Origin of the sequence: Craurococcus roseus, assembly GCF_039523795.1 — a bacterium.
In the GTDB taxonomy this organism is placed as follows: Bacteria; Pseudomonadota; Alphaproteobacteria; order Acetobacterales; family Acetobacteraceae; genus Craurococcus; species Craurococcus roseus.
Genome location: NZ_BAAAFZ010000008.1, coordinates 359,599 through 377,195 on the forward strand (window position 1 = coordinate 359,599; position 17,597 = coordinate 377,195).

A 17,597-nucleotide genomic window follows, 5' to 3' on the forward strand; every position below is an offset into this window, starting at 1 on the left:
GTCCACGGGGGCGTGCCTTGCGGGGAGCCTACCGGCACATCCGGGAAAGCACAGCTCCGGACCGCCTGCGGCTGGCGCGCAGGTTCGACATCGCCCTCCTCACACCGCTCCTTTCCGGCGAGCCCGGGCGCGACCGGCGCCCCAAACGACGAGTAGCGCGCCGGAGGCCGCCGCCAGTCGCGTGGGCGCTGGGAGCGAGTGCAGGAAGGCCGCCGCAAACCCGGACGCCCCCAGCAGCGCGCGCGGGGCCGCCCTCAGAGGCGCCGCCAGGTAGCCCGCATAGGCCGCGGTGATCGCCACCAGCGCCGCTACCTGCACGGCCACCGCCAGCAGCACATCCGCCACGCCGCCGCGCAGCATGACGCCGGGGTCGTAGACGAACGCGAAGCCCACGGTGAAGCCGGCGACGCCGAAGCGGGTGGCGTGGAGCGAGGTGAGCGTGGGCGGCGCTTTGGCGACGGAAGCGGCGGCGAAGGCGGCGGCCGCCACCGGCGGCGTCGCGTCCGCCAGCACTGCGAAGTAAAATATGAACAGGTGCGCCGGCAGCAGGTCCACGCCCATGGCGACGAGTTGCGGCACCCCGATGGCGGCGGCGATGATGTAGGAGGGCGTGGTCGGCAGCCCCATGCCCAGCACCAGCACGGTCAGGGCAAGGAGCAAGAGCAGCAGCGGCAGCGATCCGCCCGCGAGGGCCTTGATGATGCCGCCGAAGGCCACGACCATGCCGGTGGCCGTCAGCGCCGAGATGACGATCCCCGCCCCGGCGATGGCGACGGCCAACGGCGCCATCGTCAGCCCGGCCGAGACGAAGCTGTCCAGGATCGCGCGCGGCGACATGCGCGTCCGCCGGCGCAGCATCGCCACGCCCACCATGGCGAGCGTCGCGCAGAAGGCCGCGTAATTGCCCGACCAGCGCTCCATCATCAGGAACACCAGCAGCGCCATCGGCAGCAGCAGGTGCGCGTCGGCCGCCACCTCGCGCCAGGGCGGGATGTCGGCCGGGGCCATCGGCGCCATGCCGCGGCGCTTGGCCTCGAAGTGCACGGCCGCGAGGATGGCGAAGTAGTAGAGGATGGCGCCCAGCGCCGCGGCCACCACGATCTCGCCATAGGCGATGTTGGTGATCTCGGCCATCACGAAGGCCGCCGCGCCCATCACCGGCGGCATCAGCGCCCCGCCCACCGAGGCCGCGGCCTCGATGCCGCCCGCGACGGCCGGCTTGTAGCCGATGCGCTTCATGAGCGGGATGGTCATGGCGCCCGTGGTGATGACGTTGGACACGGACGACCCGCTCATGGTGCCGAAAAGGCCGGACGTGACCACCGCGACCTTCGCCGGCCCGCCCGCGAACCGGCCCGCCGCCGCCGCGCCCAGGTTGGAGAAGAGGCGCCCCGTGCCCGAGCCCGCCATGAAAGAGCCGAAGACGATGAAGGCGGCGATGGTGGTGGCGACGATGCCGGTCAACGGCCCGTACACCCCGCCGGCGGTGGGCACGAGCCAAGCGGCTTCCAGTATCTCGGCGGGCGTGAACACGCGGGTGTTGAGGACGCCCGGCATGAGGTGCCCGAACTGCATGTAGGCGACGCTGAGGACCACCATCCACGCCAAGCCCGGCTCCACCGCCCGGCGCGTCGCCTCCAGCAGCGTGGCGATGGCGAGCACCGCCAGCGCCGCCATCGTGGGCGAGAACGGGTCCACGTACTCCATGCGGTCCGACACCGCGGCGGCGTTCCACCACACCCAGGCGTGCGGCGCGGCGGCGGCGGCGAACCAGAGCCAGTCCACGGCTGTCGGCCGGTCCTTCGGCGAGGCGGCGCGCGCCGGCCACAGCAGGAAGATCGGCGGCACGAAGGCCAGCAGGTGGAAGCCGCGCATGGCGATCGGCTCGGGGAAGCCGGAGCCGGCGAAGTAAAGGTGGACGGCGCTCGCCAGCGCCATCCAGCCCGTCAGGACCGGCCCCAGCGGGCCGCGGAGGGTCCGCAACCCGGTGCCGCCGGCGTCAGGCGGCCGGCATGGCGCCGGCCTCGCGGTAGGCGCGCGCGGCGCCCGGGTGCAGCGGCACGCCGCTGTATTTCCAGGCGACCGCCGGGTCGTAGGCCGCCATGGAGCCGTGGATCTGCGTCAGCCGCGGGCCCTTCGCGCGGATCAGGGTGCGCGCCATGCGGTACGCCACCTCCTCCGGCACCGCCTCGTGCAGCAGGATCACGCTGTCCATCGTCGTGACCTTCAGGTCCGACGATTGCAGGTTCGGGTAGGCAGAGGCCGGCAGCACGCCCTCGTTGTAGGCGTAGGCGTCGATCAGGTGCTTGCGCACGTCGTCCGGGAAGCCGACGAGGCGCGCGGGCCGGCGCCCCTGCCCGATCTCCGTCAGGATCGCGGCGGGCTTGGCGAGGGCGCAGTAGACGTAATCCACCTGCCCGTCCCCGAAAGCCGCGGCGATGTCGTTGTACGACCCGTTGAGGTAGCGCCCGCCGTCGGCCCTGATCTTGTCCGGCGAGGAGCCGAGGAAGCGCAGGATGCGCTGCATCGTCATCTCGTCGGTGGAGGAGCGCTGCGGCGTGCCGAGGCGCAGGCCCTTCTGGGTCAGGATGCCGCGCATGTCCTCAGGCTGCTTGTCCGCCGCGCGCAGCAGGTTGTGCTCGGTGGGCGAGTAGCCGGTGCCGAGGCTCCGCAGCTTCTCGTGCTTGGCGGAGTAAGGCTCCTCCCCGCGTGCCGCGGCGGCGGTGAAGGCGTCGATGCCCCAGCCCATCTGCGACTGGTTCTTGTTGACGCGCGTCGGGTTCGCCAAGCCCCCGCCGGGCACCACGCGGATCTGGATGTCCGGATTCTCGTCCTTAACCAGCGCCGCGATGCCCGCCGCCATGGTGTACCAGCCCCCGCCGAGCGACCCCGCCACGAACTCGAAGGTCTGCTGCGCGCGGGCCGCGCGGACGAAGGGCAACGCGAGAACGGCGGCGCCCAGGGCCGAGCGGCGCGAAACGGCTGTGGGCATGGGTCGCCTCCGTGGGCTGGTTCGTCCGGTTCCGCGATGATGGGCACGGCCCGCGCCGCGCCGCAACACTCAGGGGCCGAAGGCCCACGGCCGCAGCCCCGCGTGGAGCCAACTCACCATGGAGTGGATGTCGAACACCGGCAGCCCCACCGCTTCGCGCAGCGCCGCGGCGTAGGGCGGCATGTTGGTGCATTCGAGCACGATGGCGCCCACCTCCGGGTGCCGGGACACTAGGTCGCGCCCGGCGTCCAGGATGTCCCGCTCGGCCGCGTCCACGTCCAGGTCGTCCTTCTCGGCGCGGATCAGCACGCGGAAGAACTCCCGGCCGTTCTCCGTCCCGGCCACCGGGATGTCGGCCGGCACGCCGGCGGCGGCGAGGTGCGCCGGCGTGAGGGAGGTGGCGGACACCGTCACCACCCCGACTCGCTTTCCTGGCGGCAGCGTCGCCTGCACCCAGGGCACCTGCATGAGCGACGAGGTCGCCACCGGCACGCCCACATGCGCCGCGATCTCGGCCTGGAACAGCGACAGGAAGCCGCAGGAGGTGGTTATGGCCTCCGCGCCCAGCCGCACCAGTTCGGCCGCGCCGTCGAGGAAGGCGGGCAGCAGGCCCCGTGCGCCGTCCAGCACCACACGCTCCGGAGTCGCGCCGCGGACCACCTTGTAGAGCACCGGGAAGGGCCAAGTGCCGGCGTTGCCGATATCGCCAGGTATGCGCGGGAAGCGCGCTTCCAGGACGAGGATGCCGAGCGGCGCGCCGTAGAGCGCCCGGCCGCCGCGCGCGACGCCGCGCCTCGGGGCCGGGCCGGGGATGGGTTGGACCTCCGTCATGGGCGGAAACCTCCCGTCACGAGCCTGCCGCGCCGGGGCGGATAGCGCGGCGCGCCCCGGTTGTGGAAGCGGGCCGCGCCGCGACCGGCGGCGGGTCGGCTTGACGGCCGGGAGCGGAGCGCTCTTTGCTGGCGAAACAAAGGCGGCTCGGAAAAGGGCGCACGGGAGGGAAGCGGATGCGGATCGATGGAACCACCACGCGGCGCGGCCTGATGCGGGTCGGCGCCGCCGCCGGCTTGGCCGCGACGGTGCCGGCGCAGGCCCGCGCCCAGGCGACGCGCGGCGAGCCGCTCCGCGTCGGCGTGATGACCGACCTGTCCGGCCCCTTCGCCGGCGCGGGCAGCCAGCCGCTCTTCTGGGGCGCCGAGGTCGCCGTCGAGATGTTCAACGAGCGCGGCGGGGTGGACGGCCGCCCGGTCCAGCCGGTGACGGCCGACAGCCAGAGCCGGACGGAAACGGCCATCAATGAGGCGGAGCGCCTGCTCGGGCAGGAGCGCGTGGAGGTCGTCACCGGCATCTACTCCTCGGCCCACGCGGTGCCGCTGGCGCAGCGCTTCGAGCAGGCGCGCAAGATCATGTGGATCACCAGCGCCATCGCCACGGCCGTCGTGAAGGACAAGAACTTCCGCTACGTGTTCCGCCCCACCGTCCACTCCGAGCAGTATGGCGAAGGCTCGGTCTCGCTGATCCACGAGCACGCGCAGGCCAAGCTCGGGATGCCGCCGGACAAGGTGAAGCTGGCGGTGATCTACGAGGACGGCCCCTACGGCACCGGCGTCGCCTCGGCGATCGAGGCCAACGCCAAGAGCCGCAACATGCCGATCGTGCTCAAGGAGGCGTATTCGGCGAGCGCGCCCGACCTCTCGACGCTGGTGACGAAGCTCCGCCGCGAACGGCCGGACGTGGTCTACCAAGTGGGCTACAACCCCGACATCACGCTGTTCCTGCGCCAAGCCAAGTCGGGCGGCCTGCGCTTCCGGATGCTGATCGGCCACGGCGCTGGCTGGTCGCAGATCGACCGCCTGTCCGAGACCTTCGGCGCGGACGTGAACCACTTCTGCAACGTGGACCCGGCGGGCACGCAGATGCTCGACTGGACCAAGCTCGGCCCCGGCGTCGGCGACCTCGCCAAAGCTTTCGTCGAGCGGTTCCAGGCCAAGCACCGCCTGCGCGACCTGCCGCCGCACGCCTCCATGGGCTTCAACAACACCTGGATCTTCCTCAACGACGTGCTGACGCCCGCGGTGAAGAAGACCGGCGGCATGGCGGCCGACGCGCTGCGCGAGGCGGCGTTGGCGGTGGACATCCCCGTGGGCGGCACCATCCAGGGCTACGGCGTGAAGTTCCACCCCCCGGGTCACCCCATGGCGGGTCAGAACGAGCGCTCCATCGCCGTGGTGATGCAGTTCGAGGATGCTAAGGCGCGCGTGGTTTGGCCCACCGCCATCGCCGGCGCGCCGCCGGTGCTGCCGCTGCCGCCCGGGCACGCCTTCGCGCTGCGGTCGTGAGCGGCACCGCGGCGCCGCTGCTGAAGGTCGAGGCGCTCACCAAGCGCTTCGGCGGCTTCACCGCCGTGGACCGGGTCTCGTTCTCCGTGGCCGAGGGCGAGATCCTCGGCCTGCTCGGCCCCAACGGCTCCGGCAAGAGCACCACCTTCAACTGCATCGCCGGGATGCTGAAGCCGACGGCCGGTTCCGTGCTGCTCGGGGGCGAGGAGATCGGCGGCCTCACCGCCGACCAGGTCTGTCGCCGCGGCATCGGTCGCACCTTCCAGATCCCCCGCCCCTTCCGCGGCCTTTCCCTGTTGGAGAACGCCGTGCTGGCGGCGCACTACGGCGCGGGCGGCGCGCTGGAACGGGACGAGGCCGAACAGCGGGCACGCGACGCTCTGCGCTTGGCCCAATTGCCGGAGGACCCGCACACTGCCACCGCCGGGCTCGGGGCCGCCGGCTTGAAGAAGCTGGAACTCGCCCGCGCCCTCGCCACCAAGCCGCGCCTGTTGCTGGCCGACGAGTCGCTCGGCGGCCTTGACGCGGCGGAGATGCGGCAGGCCGCCGCAATGCTGAAGCGCATCCGCGACGAGCGCGGCATCACCGTGGTCTGGGTAGAGCACATCATGGGCGTGCTGCTCTCCGTGGTTGACCGCGTGGTGGTGCTGGACCACGGCGCTGTGGTCTTCGAGGGCACGCCGCAGGCGGCGCAGGCGGACGAGCGGGTCGCCGAGGTGTACCTCGGCCCGCCGGAGTCGCGCGCGGCATGAGCGGCGCTTCCACGCTGGAGCTTTCCGGCGTCCACGCGGGCTACGGCGACTTCCAGGCGCTGTTCGGCGTCGGGCTGCGCGTGGAGCCGGGCGAAGCGGTGGGCGTGGTCGGGCCGAACGGCGCCGGTAAGACCACCCTGCTCCGCGTCATCTCCGGCCTGATCCGCCCGCGCGCCGGGACGCTGCGCTTCGGCTGTCGGGACCTCGCGGCCCTGCCGGCGCACGAGCTGCCGGGACTGGGCATAGCGCACGTACCGGAGAACCGGCGCCTGTTCCCGAACCTGACGGTGGAGGAGAACCTGCGCGTCGGCGCCTACGCCAAGTCGGCGCGGGCGCGCTTCGCGGAACGGCGGGACCATGTCTATGCGATGTTCCCGCGCCTAAAAGAGCGCCGCCACCAGTTGGCCGGCACCATGTCTGGCGGGGAGCAGCAAATGTGCGCCATCGGCCGCGCCCTGATGTCCGGCCCGCGCATCCTGCTGCTGGACGAGCCCTCAGCCGGCCTGGCGCCGCTGGTGGTCAAGCAGGTCTTCGACCTCGTCGCCCGCATCCGCGGGGAAGGGCTGACCGTGCTGATCGTGGAGCAGAACGTGGCGCAGGTGCTGCGCGTGGTGGACCGCGCCTACGTGCTGGAGACCGGCCGCGTGTCGGCGGAGGGAACCGCGGCCGACCTCGCCGCCGACCCGGCCATCCGCCGCAGCTACTTCGGGGGGCACTGACCGGATGGACCCGTTCCTTTTGGAAGCGCTGCTGAACGGCGTGCTGCTCGGCGGCGTCTTCGCCCTGCCGGTGCTCGGGTTGAATCTGGTGTTCGGCGTCGTGGATGTGGTTTGGCTCTGTTACGCCGAGTTGGTCATGGTGGGCATGTACACCGTGTGGTTCCTCCACACCCAGGCGGGCTGGCCCCTGGCCCTCGCCTTCGCCACCTGCCTGCCCGTCGTCGCCGCGCTCGGCTTGCTGCTGCACCTCCTCGTGGTCCGGCCCTTGCTGTCGGCGGCACCGATCAACCAGGTGCTCGCCACGGGCGGCGTCTTGTTCGTGCTGCAAGGCGCCGCGACGCTGGTGTTCTCCACCGACTTCCGCAGCCTCGGCGTGGAAATGCCGCCGATGGAACTGGGCGAGGTGTTCGTGTCCGGCACCAAGCTCGCGGCCTTCGTGGCGGCGCTGCTGGGCGCGGCGGCGCTCTGGGCCTTCCTGAAGTTCACCTACGTCGGCACCGCCATCCGCGCCATCGCCCGTGACCGGGAGGTGATGCCGCTGATGGGCGTGGACCCGCGGCGCATCTACCTGATCGCCTCGGCGGTGGGCGGCGCGCTGGCCGGGCTCGCCGCCTGCTTGCTGGTGGTGCAGCTCGACGTGCACCCCTTCGTCGGCCTGTCCTTCGGGCCGATCACCTTCATGATCTGCGTCATGGGCGGACTCGGGAACATGCTGGGCGGCTTCCTCGCCGCCTTCCTCATGGGCCTGATCGTCTCCACGGGCGGCTTTTGGTGGAACACGGAGATGTCCTACGTGGTCGCCTTCCTGTTCTTCATCCTGGTCATCTTCGTGCGACCGCGGGGGCTGTTCGCGCGATGAAGGGCGGCGTCCTCCTCGCGGTTCTCGCGGCGCTGGCCACGGTGCCGCTGCTCGGCCCGCCCGACTACGGGATGCACCTGCTCATCACCGCGCTACTGACCGCCCTCGCGGGCACGGGCTGGGCGATGATGGGGCGCTTCGGCCTAGTTTCGTTCGGGCACGGCGCCTTCCTCGGCGTCGCCGCCTACACCACGGCCCTGTTGTGGAACCTCCAGGGCGTGTCGCCCTGGATCGGCGTGCCGCTGGGCGTGGCCGCCGCGGCGGGGGCCGGCGCGTTGCTCGGCTACCCGTGCTTCCGGCTCCGCGTGGTCGGGCACTACTTCGCGCTGGTGACGCTCGCCGCGGGCGAGATCGTCCGCATCCTCGTCACCGCCCTTCGCGAGTACACCGGCGGCTCGCTCGGCATGACGCCGGACCGGGCGCCCCCGGACGCGGCCTTCGCCGCCATGCAGTTCGACAAAGCCGGCTTTTGGTGGATCACGCTCGCGGCCTGGGCGGCGGGGCTGCTCGCCTGGCGGCTGCTGGACCGCTCCATGTCATCCAAGGCGCTGATGGCCATCGCCGAGGACGAGGACGCCGCGGCTTCCATCGGCATACGCGTGACGCGGGAGAAGCTAAAGGTCACGCTCATCTCCGCGGCCCTGGCCGGGCTCGCCGGCGCGCTGACGGCGCAATACCGCATGTACCTCAACCCGGAGTCCCTCGCGGGCCTCGGCATCTCGCTCCAGATCGTGTTCGGCGCCATCGCGGGCGGGATGTACAGCCCGATTGGCCCCACCATCGGCGCGTTGATCACCATCGGGCTGGAGGAGTCCTTGCGCGTCGCCTTCGGCACGGAGTTCACCGGCGCCGCAGCCTTCTCCTACGGCATCCTGCTGGTGCTGTTCATGCTGTTCCTGCCGCGCGGCATCGCCGGGCTGTTGGAGCGGCGCCGGCCGGCGGCGCCCGCCAGCGGGGCCGCGGAAGCGGGCGGGGCCGTGCCGGCGGCGCAGCCGCCGGGTTGAGGGCTCACGCAGCCAGCCGTTCCTCCTCGGCTTGGGCCGCGACGTCGCCCACCAGCAGGAGCGCGGGGCCGCACGTGTGCCACACGGGCGCGCGGGCCACGACGCTGTTGAGCGTCCCGCGCAGCACGCGTTGCGCGTCCGTGCCTCCGCGCTCGACCAGGGCGGCGGGCGTCCCGGCGGGCAGGCCGGCGGCGACCAGCCCGTCGCGCAGGGCGGCCAGGGTCGTGACCCCCATGTAGACGGCGAGGGTCTGCCCCGGCCGGGCGAGCGCCGCGAAGTCGAGGTAGAGCCGCCCGTCTCGCGTGTGGCCGGTGGCGAAGGTCACGGTCCGGGCGCGGTCGCGGTGGGTGAGCGGGATGCCGGTCGCGGCGGCGCAGGCGAGCGCCGCCGTCACGCCCGGCACCACCTCGCACGCGACACCCGCGGCGCGGCAGGCTTCCAATTCCTCGCCGCCGCGGCCGAAAACGAAGGGGTCGCCGCCCTTCAAGCGCACGACCCGCTTGCCCTCGCGCGCGAGGCGCACGATGAGGGCGTTGATTTCGCCCTGCGGCACGCAATGGTTGGCGCGCGCCTTGCCGACGAAGACGCGCTCCGCGCCGCGCCGCGCGAGGTCCAGCACACCCTCTCCCACCAGACGGTCGTAGACCACGACGTCCGCCTCGCCCAGGAGGCGGAGCGCACGGAGCGTCAGGAGGTCCGTCGCGCCCGGCCCGGCGCCGACGAGGTGGACCACGCCAGTCAGGCGCGTCTCCGCGCCGCGCCGGGCGTCGGCGAAGGCGGCACCCGCGGCGCGCCCTGCGATGGCGAGATCGGCGGCGGGGCCGGTGAGCGCCGCGTCGGCGGAGCGGCGGCGGGCAGCGAGGCCCGGCAGGGCGGCGCGGGCGGCCGCCTTGAAGCGGTCTGCCAGGGGCGCGCCGCGGGTGCCGCCTTCGCCGACGCCCGGCGCGGCGCGGCCGGTCAGGTCCAGGAACGCTGGGAAGTGTCGCATCAGGCCGGCACGGCCTCCCTCGCGGCGCAGGCCAGCAGCGCGGCGATCTCCGGCCGGCAGGAGCCGCAGCCGGTGCCGGCGCGCGTTCGTTCCCCGACCGCCGCGACGCTGCGGGCCCCGGCCTCGATGGCGCCGCGGACGCAGGCTTCCGAGACGCCGTTGCAGACGCAGAGCGTAGGCGAAGGCGGCGGGCCGTCCATTGCGCGGCCGGCGAGCATGGCGGCGACGTTCGGCGTCGCGCCATCCGCGCCTGGCGCGATCAGCGCCGCCAGCCAGCCGCGCGGCGGCAGGCGGTGGTGCGGGCCGAGGAAAAGCGCCGCGATCAGACGCCCGCCTTCCAGCAGCACGCCGCGGTGCAGCCCGCCCGCGGCATCCTCCAGCCGCGCCCAGGCGTCGCCGGGCGGGCTTGCCAAGTCGATGAGGCGCGCGAAGGCGCGCTGCGGCTCTTCCGCCCCGGCCAACTCGTGCCGCCACACGCCGGGCGCCGCCAAGCCGGTCGTGCAATAGGGGGCGAGGCCCGGGCCGAGGTCGGCACGCGCCAGCAGGAAGCCGTGCCACGCCGGCTCGTAAGCGGAGAGCGCCACCCGCGCCGACTTCAGCGCCGGCTGCCCGCTGACGGGATCAGCCTTCGGCGGCACGGCGTTGTTCACCCGCGCGGCCGGAGCGTTGCGCGCCGTCCAGTGCATCGGCGCGAAGGCGGTGCCGCGGCGCTGCCCTGCGTCGTGCCGCAGCCGCAGCACCGCCGCGCCCTGGGTGCTGGAAACGCGCGCCAGGGCGCCGTCCGGGATGCCGCGCGCGTCCTCCGGGTGGACGGCGAGCAGCGGCTCCGGCGCATGCGCCATGAGCCGCGGGACGCCGCCGGTGCGGGTCATGGTGTGCCATTGGTCGCGGTAGCGGCCGGTGAGCAGGGTGAGGGTGCCGTCACCGCCATCCGCGGCGCTCTCGCCGCGCCGAGGCGTGGGGACGAAGCGCGCGCGGCCGGCGGTGAAGCCGCCCGCCGAGAAGAAGCGCTCCCTCGCCGGCCCCTTCGCCGGACAAGGCCAGCGGGTCGGCGGCATGGCGGCGTACTCGGCGTTCGTCATCGCCGCCAGCCCGGAGATGTCGAAGGCGCGGCGGCCGTCGTTGCCGAGGCCGGTCAACGCCGCGTGCTCGCGGAAGATGTCGGCCGGGCCGGACCAGGCGAAGGCGTCGCCCCAGCCCAGGCGCGCCGCGACCTGCGACACGATCCACCAGTCCGGCCGCGCCTCGCCCGCGGGCGGCAGGAAGGCGCGCTGGCGGGAGATGACGCGCTCGCTGTTGGTCACCGTGCCGTCCTTCTCGGCCCAGCCGACGGCGGGCAGGCGGACGTGGGCGAACTCCGCCGTGTCCGTTTCGGCCACGCAGTCGGACACGGCGAGGAAGGGCGCGCGGCGCAGCGCGTCCCGCACGGAAGAGCCGTCCGGCATGGACACGGCGGGGTTGGTCGCCATGACCCAGAGCGCGCCGATGCGGCCGGCGGACACGGCGCGGAACAGGTCCACCGCCTTCAGCCCCGGCGCGACGGCGATGTTGGGCGCGCGCCAGTGGCCGCGCACCAACTCCGCCTCGCCCGGCCGCTCCCAATCGAGGTGGCCGGCCAGCATGGTGGCGAGCGCGCCCACCTCCCGCCCGCCCATGGCATTGGGCTGGCCGGTGACGCTGAAGGGGCCGGCGCCGGGCTTGCCGATGCGCCCGGTCAGCAGGTGGCAGTTGAGGATGGCGTTGGCCTTGTCCGTACCGGTCTCGGACTGGTTCACCCCCTGGCTCCAGAGGGTCACGGTGCGCTGCGTCGCCGCGAACCAACGGAAGAAGGTGGCGAGGTCCGCCGGGTCGAGGCCCGTCAGTTCCGCGGCGCGCGGTGCCACGGCGCGCGCGGCGTCGAGCGCGGCTTCGAGGCCCCGCGTGTGCTCGGACACCCACGCGCTGTCCGCCTGGCCTTCGGCGTGCAGGTGCGCGAGCAGGGCGCCGAACAGCGCGACGTCGGAGCCGGGGCGGAGCGGCAGGTGCAGGTCCGCGCCCTCGCAGGTGGCGGTGCGGCGCGGGTCCACCACGACGACGCGCATGGAGGGCCGCGTAGCCTTCGCCGCGGCGACGCGCTGGAACAGCACGGGGTGGCACCAGGCGAGGTTGCTGCCGACCAGCACCAGCAGGTCGGCGCTCTCCAGGTCCTCGTAGACGCCCGGCACCACGTCCTCGCCGAAGGCGCGCTGGTGCGCGGCCACGGCGCTCGACATGCACAGGCGCGAGTTGCTGTCGATGTTGGCGGTGCCGAGAAAGCCTTTGGCGAACTTGTTCGCCGCGTAGTAGTCCTCCGTCAGGAGCTGGCCGGAGACATATAGCGCCACGCCCCCCGGCCCGCGCTCGGCCAACGCGCGGCGGAAGCCCTCCGCCACCGCGTCCAGCGCGGCGCCCCAGGAGGCGCGCTTGCCGCGCACCTCCGGGTGCAGCAGCCGGCCCGGCAGCGCGATCGTCTCGCCGAGCGCCATGCCCTTGCTGCACAGGCGGCCGCGGTTGGCGGGGTGGTCCGGGTCGCCCGCCACCGTGCCATCCGGCGCGGCGAGCACGCCGCAGCCGACGCCGCAGTAGGGGCAGGTGGTACGCGTGAGGCTCCTGGCCGGCGGTGGCACGTCCATCAGTAGACGTCCCGCTGGTAGCGGCCTTGCCGCGCCAACGCGACGATCCAGTCGCGCGCGGCGTCCGCGTTCATGCCGCCTTGTTTCATGGCGATCTCGCGCAAGGCGGCGTCCACGTCCTTGGCCATGCGAGAGGCGTCGCCGCAGATGTAGAAGCGCCCGCCCTCCTGGAGCCAGCGCCACAGGTCTGCCGCCTCCTCGCGCATCCGGTCCTGCACGTAGACCTTCTTCGCCTGGTCGCGCGACCAGGCGAGGGAAAGGCGCTCCAGCGTGCCGTCCTCGCGCCAGCCGGCGATCTCGTGGGCGAAGAGGAAGTCGGTGGCGCTGCGCTGGTCGCCGAAGAAGAGCCAGGTGCGGCCCTTGATGCCCTGCGCGGCACGGTGCTGGAGGAACGCGCGGAACGGCGCGATGCCGGTGCCGGGGCCGCACATGATGACCGGGACCGCCGGGTCCTCCGGCAGGCGGAAGTGGCTTTCCTGCATGTGGGCGGGCAGCGGCGCCTCGCAGCGGAAGCCGAGGTGGGCGGACGCCACGCCGTCGCGCGAGCGGCCCCGGAGGCGGGCGCGGACGACGGACACGCACAGATCCACCCGCCCCGGCGCCGCCAAGGGCGAGGACGCGATGGAGTAGAGGCGCGGCTTCAACCCCGGCAACGACGCCGCCAGGTCCGCGAGCGGCGGGCGCGCGGAGGGGAAGGCGTGCAGCAGGTCCAGCAGGTCGGCGTCCGCCGGCTCCGCGCCGTCGTCGCCGTCCGCCAACGCGCGCAGCGCCTTCGCCTCGCGCCCGTCGCGGGCGCTGCCCGCCAGCAGGTCCAGCGTGCGGTCCAGCGGGCGCGCGACGGCGAGGTGCGAGGCGAAGGCCTCGCGCACCGGCCGCGCCTGCCCGTCCGGGCAGGGCACCGCTTCGTCGCCGGAGGCGCCAAGGGCGGCCACGCACGCCTCCACCAGCGCCGGGTCGTTCGGGCAGAGGAGGCCGAGGCTGTCGCCCGGCTGGTAGCGCAGGCCGCTCCCGGCGAGGTCGAGGGACACGTGCCGCACGTCCTTCGCCGAGCCCTCGCCCGTCAGCCGCGCGGCCGAGAGCATCCGGATCGGCACCAGCTCCGGCCCGGCGGCCTTGGGCTTGGCCTTCGGCGCGGCGGTCGCGGGCGCTTCGGCCACCAGCGCCTTCAGCGCCTTCTGCGTCGCCTTGCCGCCGGGCGCGCAGAGGCCTAGCGAGGCCTCGGCGCCCGACGCGATGGCCTCCGCGTAGGTCTTGCACACGTAGCCGCACTGGCCGCAGTCGAGCTGCGCCATGGCCGCCATCAGCCGGCGCGGTCGGGGCTTGCCTTCCGCGAGCTTCAGGCGCTCGTCGAGGCCGAGCGCCGGATCGTGCCAGGGGAAGTCCTCTTCCGGCTCGGGCGCGGCGGCAGCGGGCGCACCGGCGCCGAGGGACATGTTCTCGGCGCCGCCCATCGCCCCGCCGTAGATGCCGGCGAGGAAGCCGTTCAGCCACGCGCGCTGCTCGGGCGTGAAGGGGGCGGTGTCGGGGATCAGCGGGACCGGGGGCGCCCCGAAGCTCTGGACGATGGCGTTCACGGCGCGGCGCCCTCGGCGATAGCCCGCAGCGCGGCCTCGTCGTGGCGGGCGGTGAAGTCCTGGAAGCTCAGCTCGGGCGCCTCCTCCTGCCACGCACGCAGCAGGTTCAGCACCATGGGGTTCAGCTCGTCGTGGGCGACCTTCGGGCGGACCAGGCGCGCGATCCGCCGCTCCACGCCCGCGCCGCCGCCGACGTGCAGGTCGTAGCCTTCGACCTCCTCGTCCTCGCCGCGCTCCACCTTGGCGCCGATCAGGCCGATGTCGCCGATGTAGTGCTGGGCGCAGGAGTTGTGGCAGCCGGTCAGGTGGATGTTGATCGGCTTGGTCACGGTGATGCGGGCGTCGAGGTAGTCCGCCAGCTCCGCCGCGTGCCGCTTGGTGTCGGAGGCGGCGAACTTGCAGCCGGCGTTGCCGGTGCAGGCGACGAGGCCGCCGCGCACGTGGCTCGCCTCCCAGCCGAGGCCGAGCGCCGCGACGGCCGCCTGCGCCTCCGGCATCCGCTCGCGCGGGACGTCGGAGATCAGCAGGTTCTGCCACACGGTGAGCCGGATGGCGCCGGAGCCGAAGCGGTCGGCGACGTCGGCCAGGCCGCGCATCCGCTCCGCCGTGATCCGGGCCACCGGCAGCACGACGCCTATGTATTGCAGCCCCGGCTGCTTCTGGTCATGCACGCCGATGTGGCCGTGCTTGAGGGGCGGCGCTGCGGGCGTCGCGTCCTCGGCCCGGCGCAGCTTGGCGCCGAGCTGCGCCTCCACGGCTTCGAGGAAGCGCGGCAGGCCCCAGGCGTCGAGCACGTACTTCAGCCGCGCCTTGCGGCGGTCCGTGCGGTCGCCGTTGGCGAGGAACACGCGCAGGATCGCGTCGCAGACCTTCACCACGTCGCCGGGCGGCACCACCGCGTCCGTGCCGCGGGCGAAGTCGCGGTGGCCGGTGATGCCGCCGAGGCCGAGGCGGAACAGGGCCTCGCCGCCGACCTTCACGGCTGTGAAGGCGATGTCGTTGGTGTCCTCCAGCACCGCCACGCGCCCGCCACCGTCGAGCGAGATGTTGAACTTGCGCGGCAGGCCGAACAGGTCGCGCGTGTTCAGGATGTGGTGGTGCAGCGCGCGCACGATGGGCCGCGCGTCGATCAGCTCGCCCGGATCTATGCCCGAGGTCGGGTTGCAGGTGATGTTGCGGATGTTGTCGGCGCCGGTGCCCTTCGGGATGATGCCGAGGTCGCCCAGGCGCTCGATCACCTCCGGCCCTTTGGCGGAGGGGATCATGCGGATCTGGAGGTTGTTGCGCGTCGTCACGTCGGTCCAGCCGCCGCCGCACTCCTCGGCGATGGCGGCGATGCCGCGGAGTTGGTGCGTGGAGAGGAACCCGCCCGGGATACGCAGCCGACACATGAAGGCGTCCTGCGTCGGCCCGACGTAGAACAGGCCGTGCCAGCGGGTGAGCAGGTTGTCCACGCCGTGCGGGAACTTGCCTTGCTCCGCGCGCGCCACGACCTCGTCCCAACGGTCGAGCGGGTGCTTGTCGCGCTTGGCCTTCTCCTCCGGGGTGAGCTTGCCGCCCTTGGCGATCGCCGCGTCCTGCGCGGCGCGCATCGCGTCCGGCGGCGCGCCTCCGCCCTGCCCGCCGCCGGCCGGCGCGAGCGAGCCGCGGCGGGCCTCGACGCCCGCCATGAAGCCCTTGAGGTACTCTTGCTGTTCGCCGCTGAAATCGTTGCCGGCCATCACGCCGCGTCCTTCACCCAGGCGCTGCCGAGCGCCGCTTCCGCGCGGGAGGCCACCGCTTCGCCCGTGGCGATCAAGCGGAGGAAGAAGGCGCTCTCCGCCACGTCGCCGTAGAGCACCGCGCCGACCAGCCTGCTCCCGCGCCACCAGAGGCCGCGGTAGGTCTCGCCGGCGCGCAGCGTCACCGCTTCGGCGTCCGCCGGCGCGACCTCGCCCGCGGACCACACGGCTGTGCCGGAAACCTTCAGCGCCGCGGCGTCGGCGCGCGGCGCCCAGGACGCGGCTTCGCCGGCCAACGTCGCCGCCGCGAAGTCCGCCTGCTCCAGCGCCGGCGCCACGAGGCCGATGAGCCTCCCGTCCAACTCGGCGCATTCGCCGACCGCGAGCACGCGCGGGTCGCTGGTGCGCATGGAGGCGTCCACCACCACGCCGCGCCCGACGGTCAACCCGGACGCGCGGGCCAGGTCCGTGTTCGGCCGCACGCCCACTGCCATCACCACCAGCCGCGCCGGGATTCGGGTGCCGTCGGCCAGCCGCACGGCGTCGACGCGGTCTCCGCCCTCGATCGCCTCGGTCTTGGCGTTCATCAGCAGCTTGAGGCCACGGCCGCGCAGGCGATCGGCCAGCAGGGCACCGGAGTCGGTGCAGAGTTGCCGTTCCATCGGCCAGCCGACGGCGTGCAGGACCGTGACCTTCATGCCGCGCGCGGCGAGCCCTGCCGCCGCTTCCAAGCCGAGCAGCCCGCCGCCGATGACCACCGCCGGGCCGCCCTCGCGCGCGGCGCGCAGCATGGCGCGGCTCTCCGCCAAGTCGCGCCAGGGCACCACGCCGGGCAGGTCCGCCCCCGGGAGCGGCAAGCGAACGGCGCGGCTGCCGGTGGCGAGGACGCAGCGGTCGTAGTCCAGCGCCTTGCCAGACGCCGTGACGGCGCGCCGAGCCGGGAGGTCCAGCGAGGCGACGGGTGTGCCGGCGCGGAACTCCACCCCGGCGGCGGAAAGGTCCGCGAGGCTGTGGGTGATCAGGGCTTCCTGCTCCACGGCGCCCGCCACGTACCGGGACAGGGCGACCCTGTCGTAGGGCAGCGCGGGCTCGGCGCCGGCGAGCGTGACGGTCGCGCCGGGCAGCCGCTTCGCCACGCCGAGGGCGCAGCGCGTGCCAGCGGGGCCGGCGCCGATGACCAGGACCCTCGTCATGCCGCGGCGAGGCCCGGCGCGGTGTGGCGGTGGTGCAGGAACTCCAGCACCGACGCTCGGGCGGCGACGAAGCGCGGATCGGCCGCCAGCGCCAAGCGGTCGCGCGGGCGCGGCAGGTCCACTTCCAGGATCTCGCCGATGCGGGCGTTCGGGCCGTTGGTCAGCATGACGATGCGGTCCGAGAGCAGCACCGCCTCGTCCACGTCGTGGGTGATCATCATCACCGTGGTGCCGAGGCCGGCATGGATCTGCATCACTTGGTCTTGCAGGTGCGCGCGGGTCAGGGCGTCCAGGGCGCCGAAGGGCTCGTCCAGCAGCAGCACCTTGGGCTTCATGGCGAGCGCGCGGGCGATGCCGATGCGCTGCTTCATGCCGCCGGAGATCTCGCCGGGCCGCTTGTCTTTCGCCTGGGCCATGCGGACGAGGGCGAGGTTCTCCAACGTCCACGCGTGCCGCTCCGCGCGGCCCATGGCGCGGGAGAGCGTCTGGTCCACGGCCAGCTTGACGTTCTCGTAGCAGGTGAGCCACGGCAGCAGGGAGTGGTTCTGGAACACCACGGCGCGGTCGGGGCCGGGGCCGTCCACCTCCTTCCCGTCCAGCACCACGCCGCCGCCGGAGGCGGGCAGCAGCCCCGCCACCACGTTCAGCAGCGTGGATTTGCCGCAGCCGGAGTGGCCGATGACGGACACGTACTCGCCACGAGCTATCTTCAGCTCGATGCCGTTCAGCACCGGCACGCGCGAGCGCCCGAAGGCGACCGTGACCTGGGAGATGTCGAGGAAGTCCGCGCGGTTGTTCATGGTGC

General features: G+C 73.4%; 14 protein-coding genes. 5 read left to right on the top strand and 9 right to left on the bottom strand.

Features of this window, described 5'->3' with window-relative positions; genetic code table 11:
- Positions 1–99: 99 nt before the first annotated feature.
- The 3 genes from ABD067_RS04635 to ABD067_RS04645 form a co-directional block, all read right to left on the bottom strand.
- Positions 100–1,983: a TRAP transporter permease gene (locus tag ABD067_RS04635; protein ID WP_343893996.1), complete on the bottom strand. Its 1,884-nt coding sequence runs from the start codon at positions 1,981–1,983 to the stop codon at positions 100–102.
- 16 nt (positions 1,984–1,999) lie between these two features.
- Entirely contained in the window at positions 2,000–2,992 is a 993-nt protein-coding gene (locus tag ABD067_RS04640) for a TAXI family TRAP transporter solute-binding subunit (protein ID WP_343893997.1), read from the bottom strand.
- 69 nt (positions 2,993–3,061) lie between these two features.
- Positions 3,062–3,823 carry an aspartate/glutamate racemase family protein gene (locus tag ABD067_RS04645; RefSeq protein WP_343893998.1) on the bottom strand — a complete coding sequence of 254 codons (762 nt, stop codon included), beginning with the start codon at positions 3,821–3,823 and terminating at the stop codon, positions 3,062–3,064.
- A 176-nt stretch (positions 3,824–3,999) separates the two neighbouring features.
- Here ABD067_RS04645 and ABD067_RS04650 point away from each other — a divergent pair, with 176 nt between their 5' ends.
- From ABD067_RS04650 to ABD067_RS04670, 5 genes are read left to right on the top strand one after another with little or no spacing between them, the layout of a single operon-like run.
- Complete coding sequence (locus ABD067_RS04650; RefSeq protein WP_343893999.1) at positions 4,000–5,331, top strand: ABC transporter substrate-binding protein; 1,332 nt, start codon at positions 4,000–4,002, stop codon at positions 5,329–5,331.
- Entirely contained in the window at positions 5,328–6,083 is a 756-nt protein-coding gene (locus ABD067_RS04655) for an ABC transporter ATP-binding protein (protein WP_343894000.1), read from the top strand. Before ABD067_RS04650 ends, ABD067_RS04655 begins: the two co-directional genes overlap by 4 nt.
- Positions 6,080–6,802, top strand: coding sequence for an ABC transporter ATP-binding protein (locus tag ABD067_RS04660; protein WP_343894001.1), 723 nt, complete (start codon positions 6,080–6,082; stop codon positions 6,800–6,802). The genes ABD067_RS04655 and ABD067_RS04660 overlap by 4 nt, the downstream gene beginning before the upstream one ends.
- A 4-nt stretch (positions 6,803–6,806) precedes the next feature.
- Entirely contained in the window at positions 6,807–7,661 is an 855-nt protein-coding gene (locus tag ABD067_RS04665) for a branched-chain amino acid ABC transporter permease (RefSeq protein WP_343894002.1), read from the top strand.
- Complete coding sequence (locus ABD067_RS04670) at positions 7,658–8,665, top strand: branched-chain amino acid ABC transporter permease (RefSeq protein ID WP_343894003.1); 1,008 nt, start codon at positions 7,658–7,660, stop codon at positions 8,663–8,665. The genes ABD067_RS04665 and ABD067_RS04670 overlap by 4 nt, the downstream gene beginning before the upstream one ends.
- A 4-nt stretch (positions 8,666–8,669) precedes the next feature.
- Here ABD067_RS04670 and cobA read toward each other — a convergent pair whose 3' ends face one another.
- Genes cobA through ABD067_RS04700 form a run of 6 tightly spaced genes read right to left on the bottom strand, consistent with a single transcriptional unit; the run spans position 8,670 to position 17,592 of the window.
- Complete coding sequence (gene cobA / locus ABD067_RS04675; RefSeq protein WP_408871505.1) at positions 8,670–9,653, bottom strand: uroporphyrinogen-III C-methyltransferase; 984 nt, start codon at positions 9,651–9,653, stop codon at positions 8,670–8,672.
- Complete coding sequence (locus ABD067_RS04680) at positions 9,653–12,304, bottom strand: molybdopterin-dependent oxidoreductase (RefSeq protein ID WP_343894004.1); 2,652 nt, start codon at positions 12,302–12,304, stop codon at positions 9,653–9,655. Before ABD067_RS04680 ends, cobA begins: the two co-directional genes overlap by 1 nt.
- Complete coding sequence (locus tag ABD067_RS04685) at positions 12,304–13,878, bottom strand: sulfite reductase subunit alpha (protein ID WP_343894005.1); 1,575 nt, start codon at positions 13,876–13,878, stop codon at positions 12,304–12,306. Before ABD067_RS04685 ends, ABD067_RS04680 begins: the two co-directional genes overlap by 1 nt.
- Positions 13,875–15,599, bottom strand: coding sequence for a NirA family protein (locus ABD067_RS04690; protein WP_343894006.1), 1,725 nt, complete (start codon positions 15,597–15,599; stop codon positions 13,875–13,877). Before ABD067_RS04690 ends, ABD067_RS04685 begins: the two co-directional genes overlap by 4 nt.
- A complete protein-coding gene (locus tag ABD067_RS04695; RefSeq protein ID WP_343894008.1) occupies positions 15,599–16,792 on the bottom strand; it encodes an NAD(P)/FAD-dependent oxidoreductase in 1,194 nt (397 codons plus the stop codon). Before ABD067_RS04695 ends, ABD067_RS04690 begins: the two co-directional genes overlap by 1 nt.
- Positions 16,789–17,592 carry an ABC transporter ATP-binding protein gene (locus tag ABD067_RS04700; RefSeq protein ID WP_343894010.1) on the bottom strand — a complete coding sequence of 268 codons (804 nt, stop codon included), beginning with the start codon at positions 17,590–17,592 and terminating at the stop codon, positions 16,789–16,791. Before ABD067_RS04700 ends, ABD067_RS04695 begins: the two co-directional genes overlap by 4 nt.
- Between the last annotated feature and the right edge of the window lie 5 nt (positions 17,593–17,597).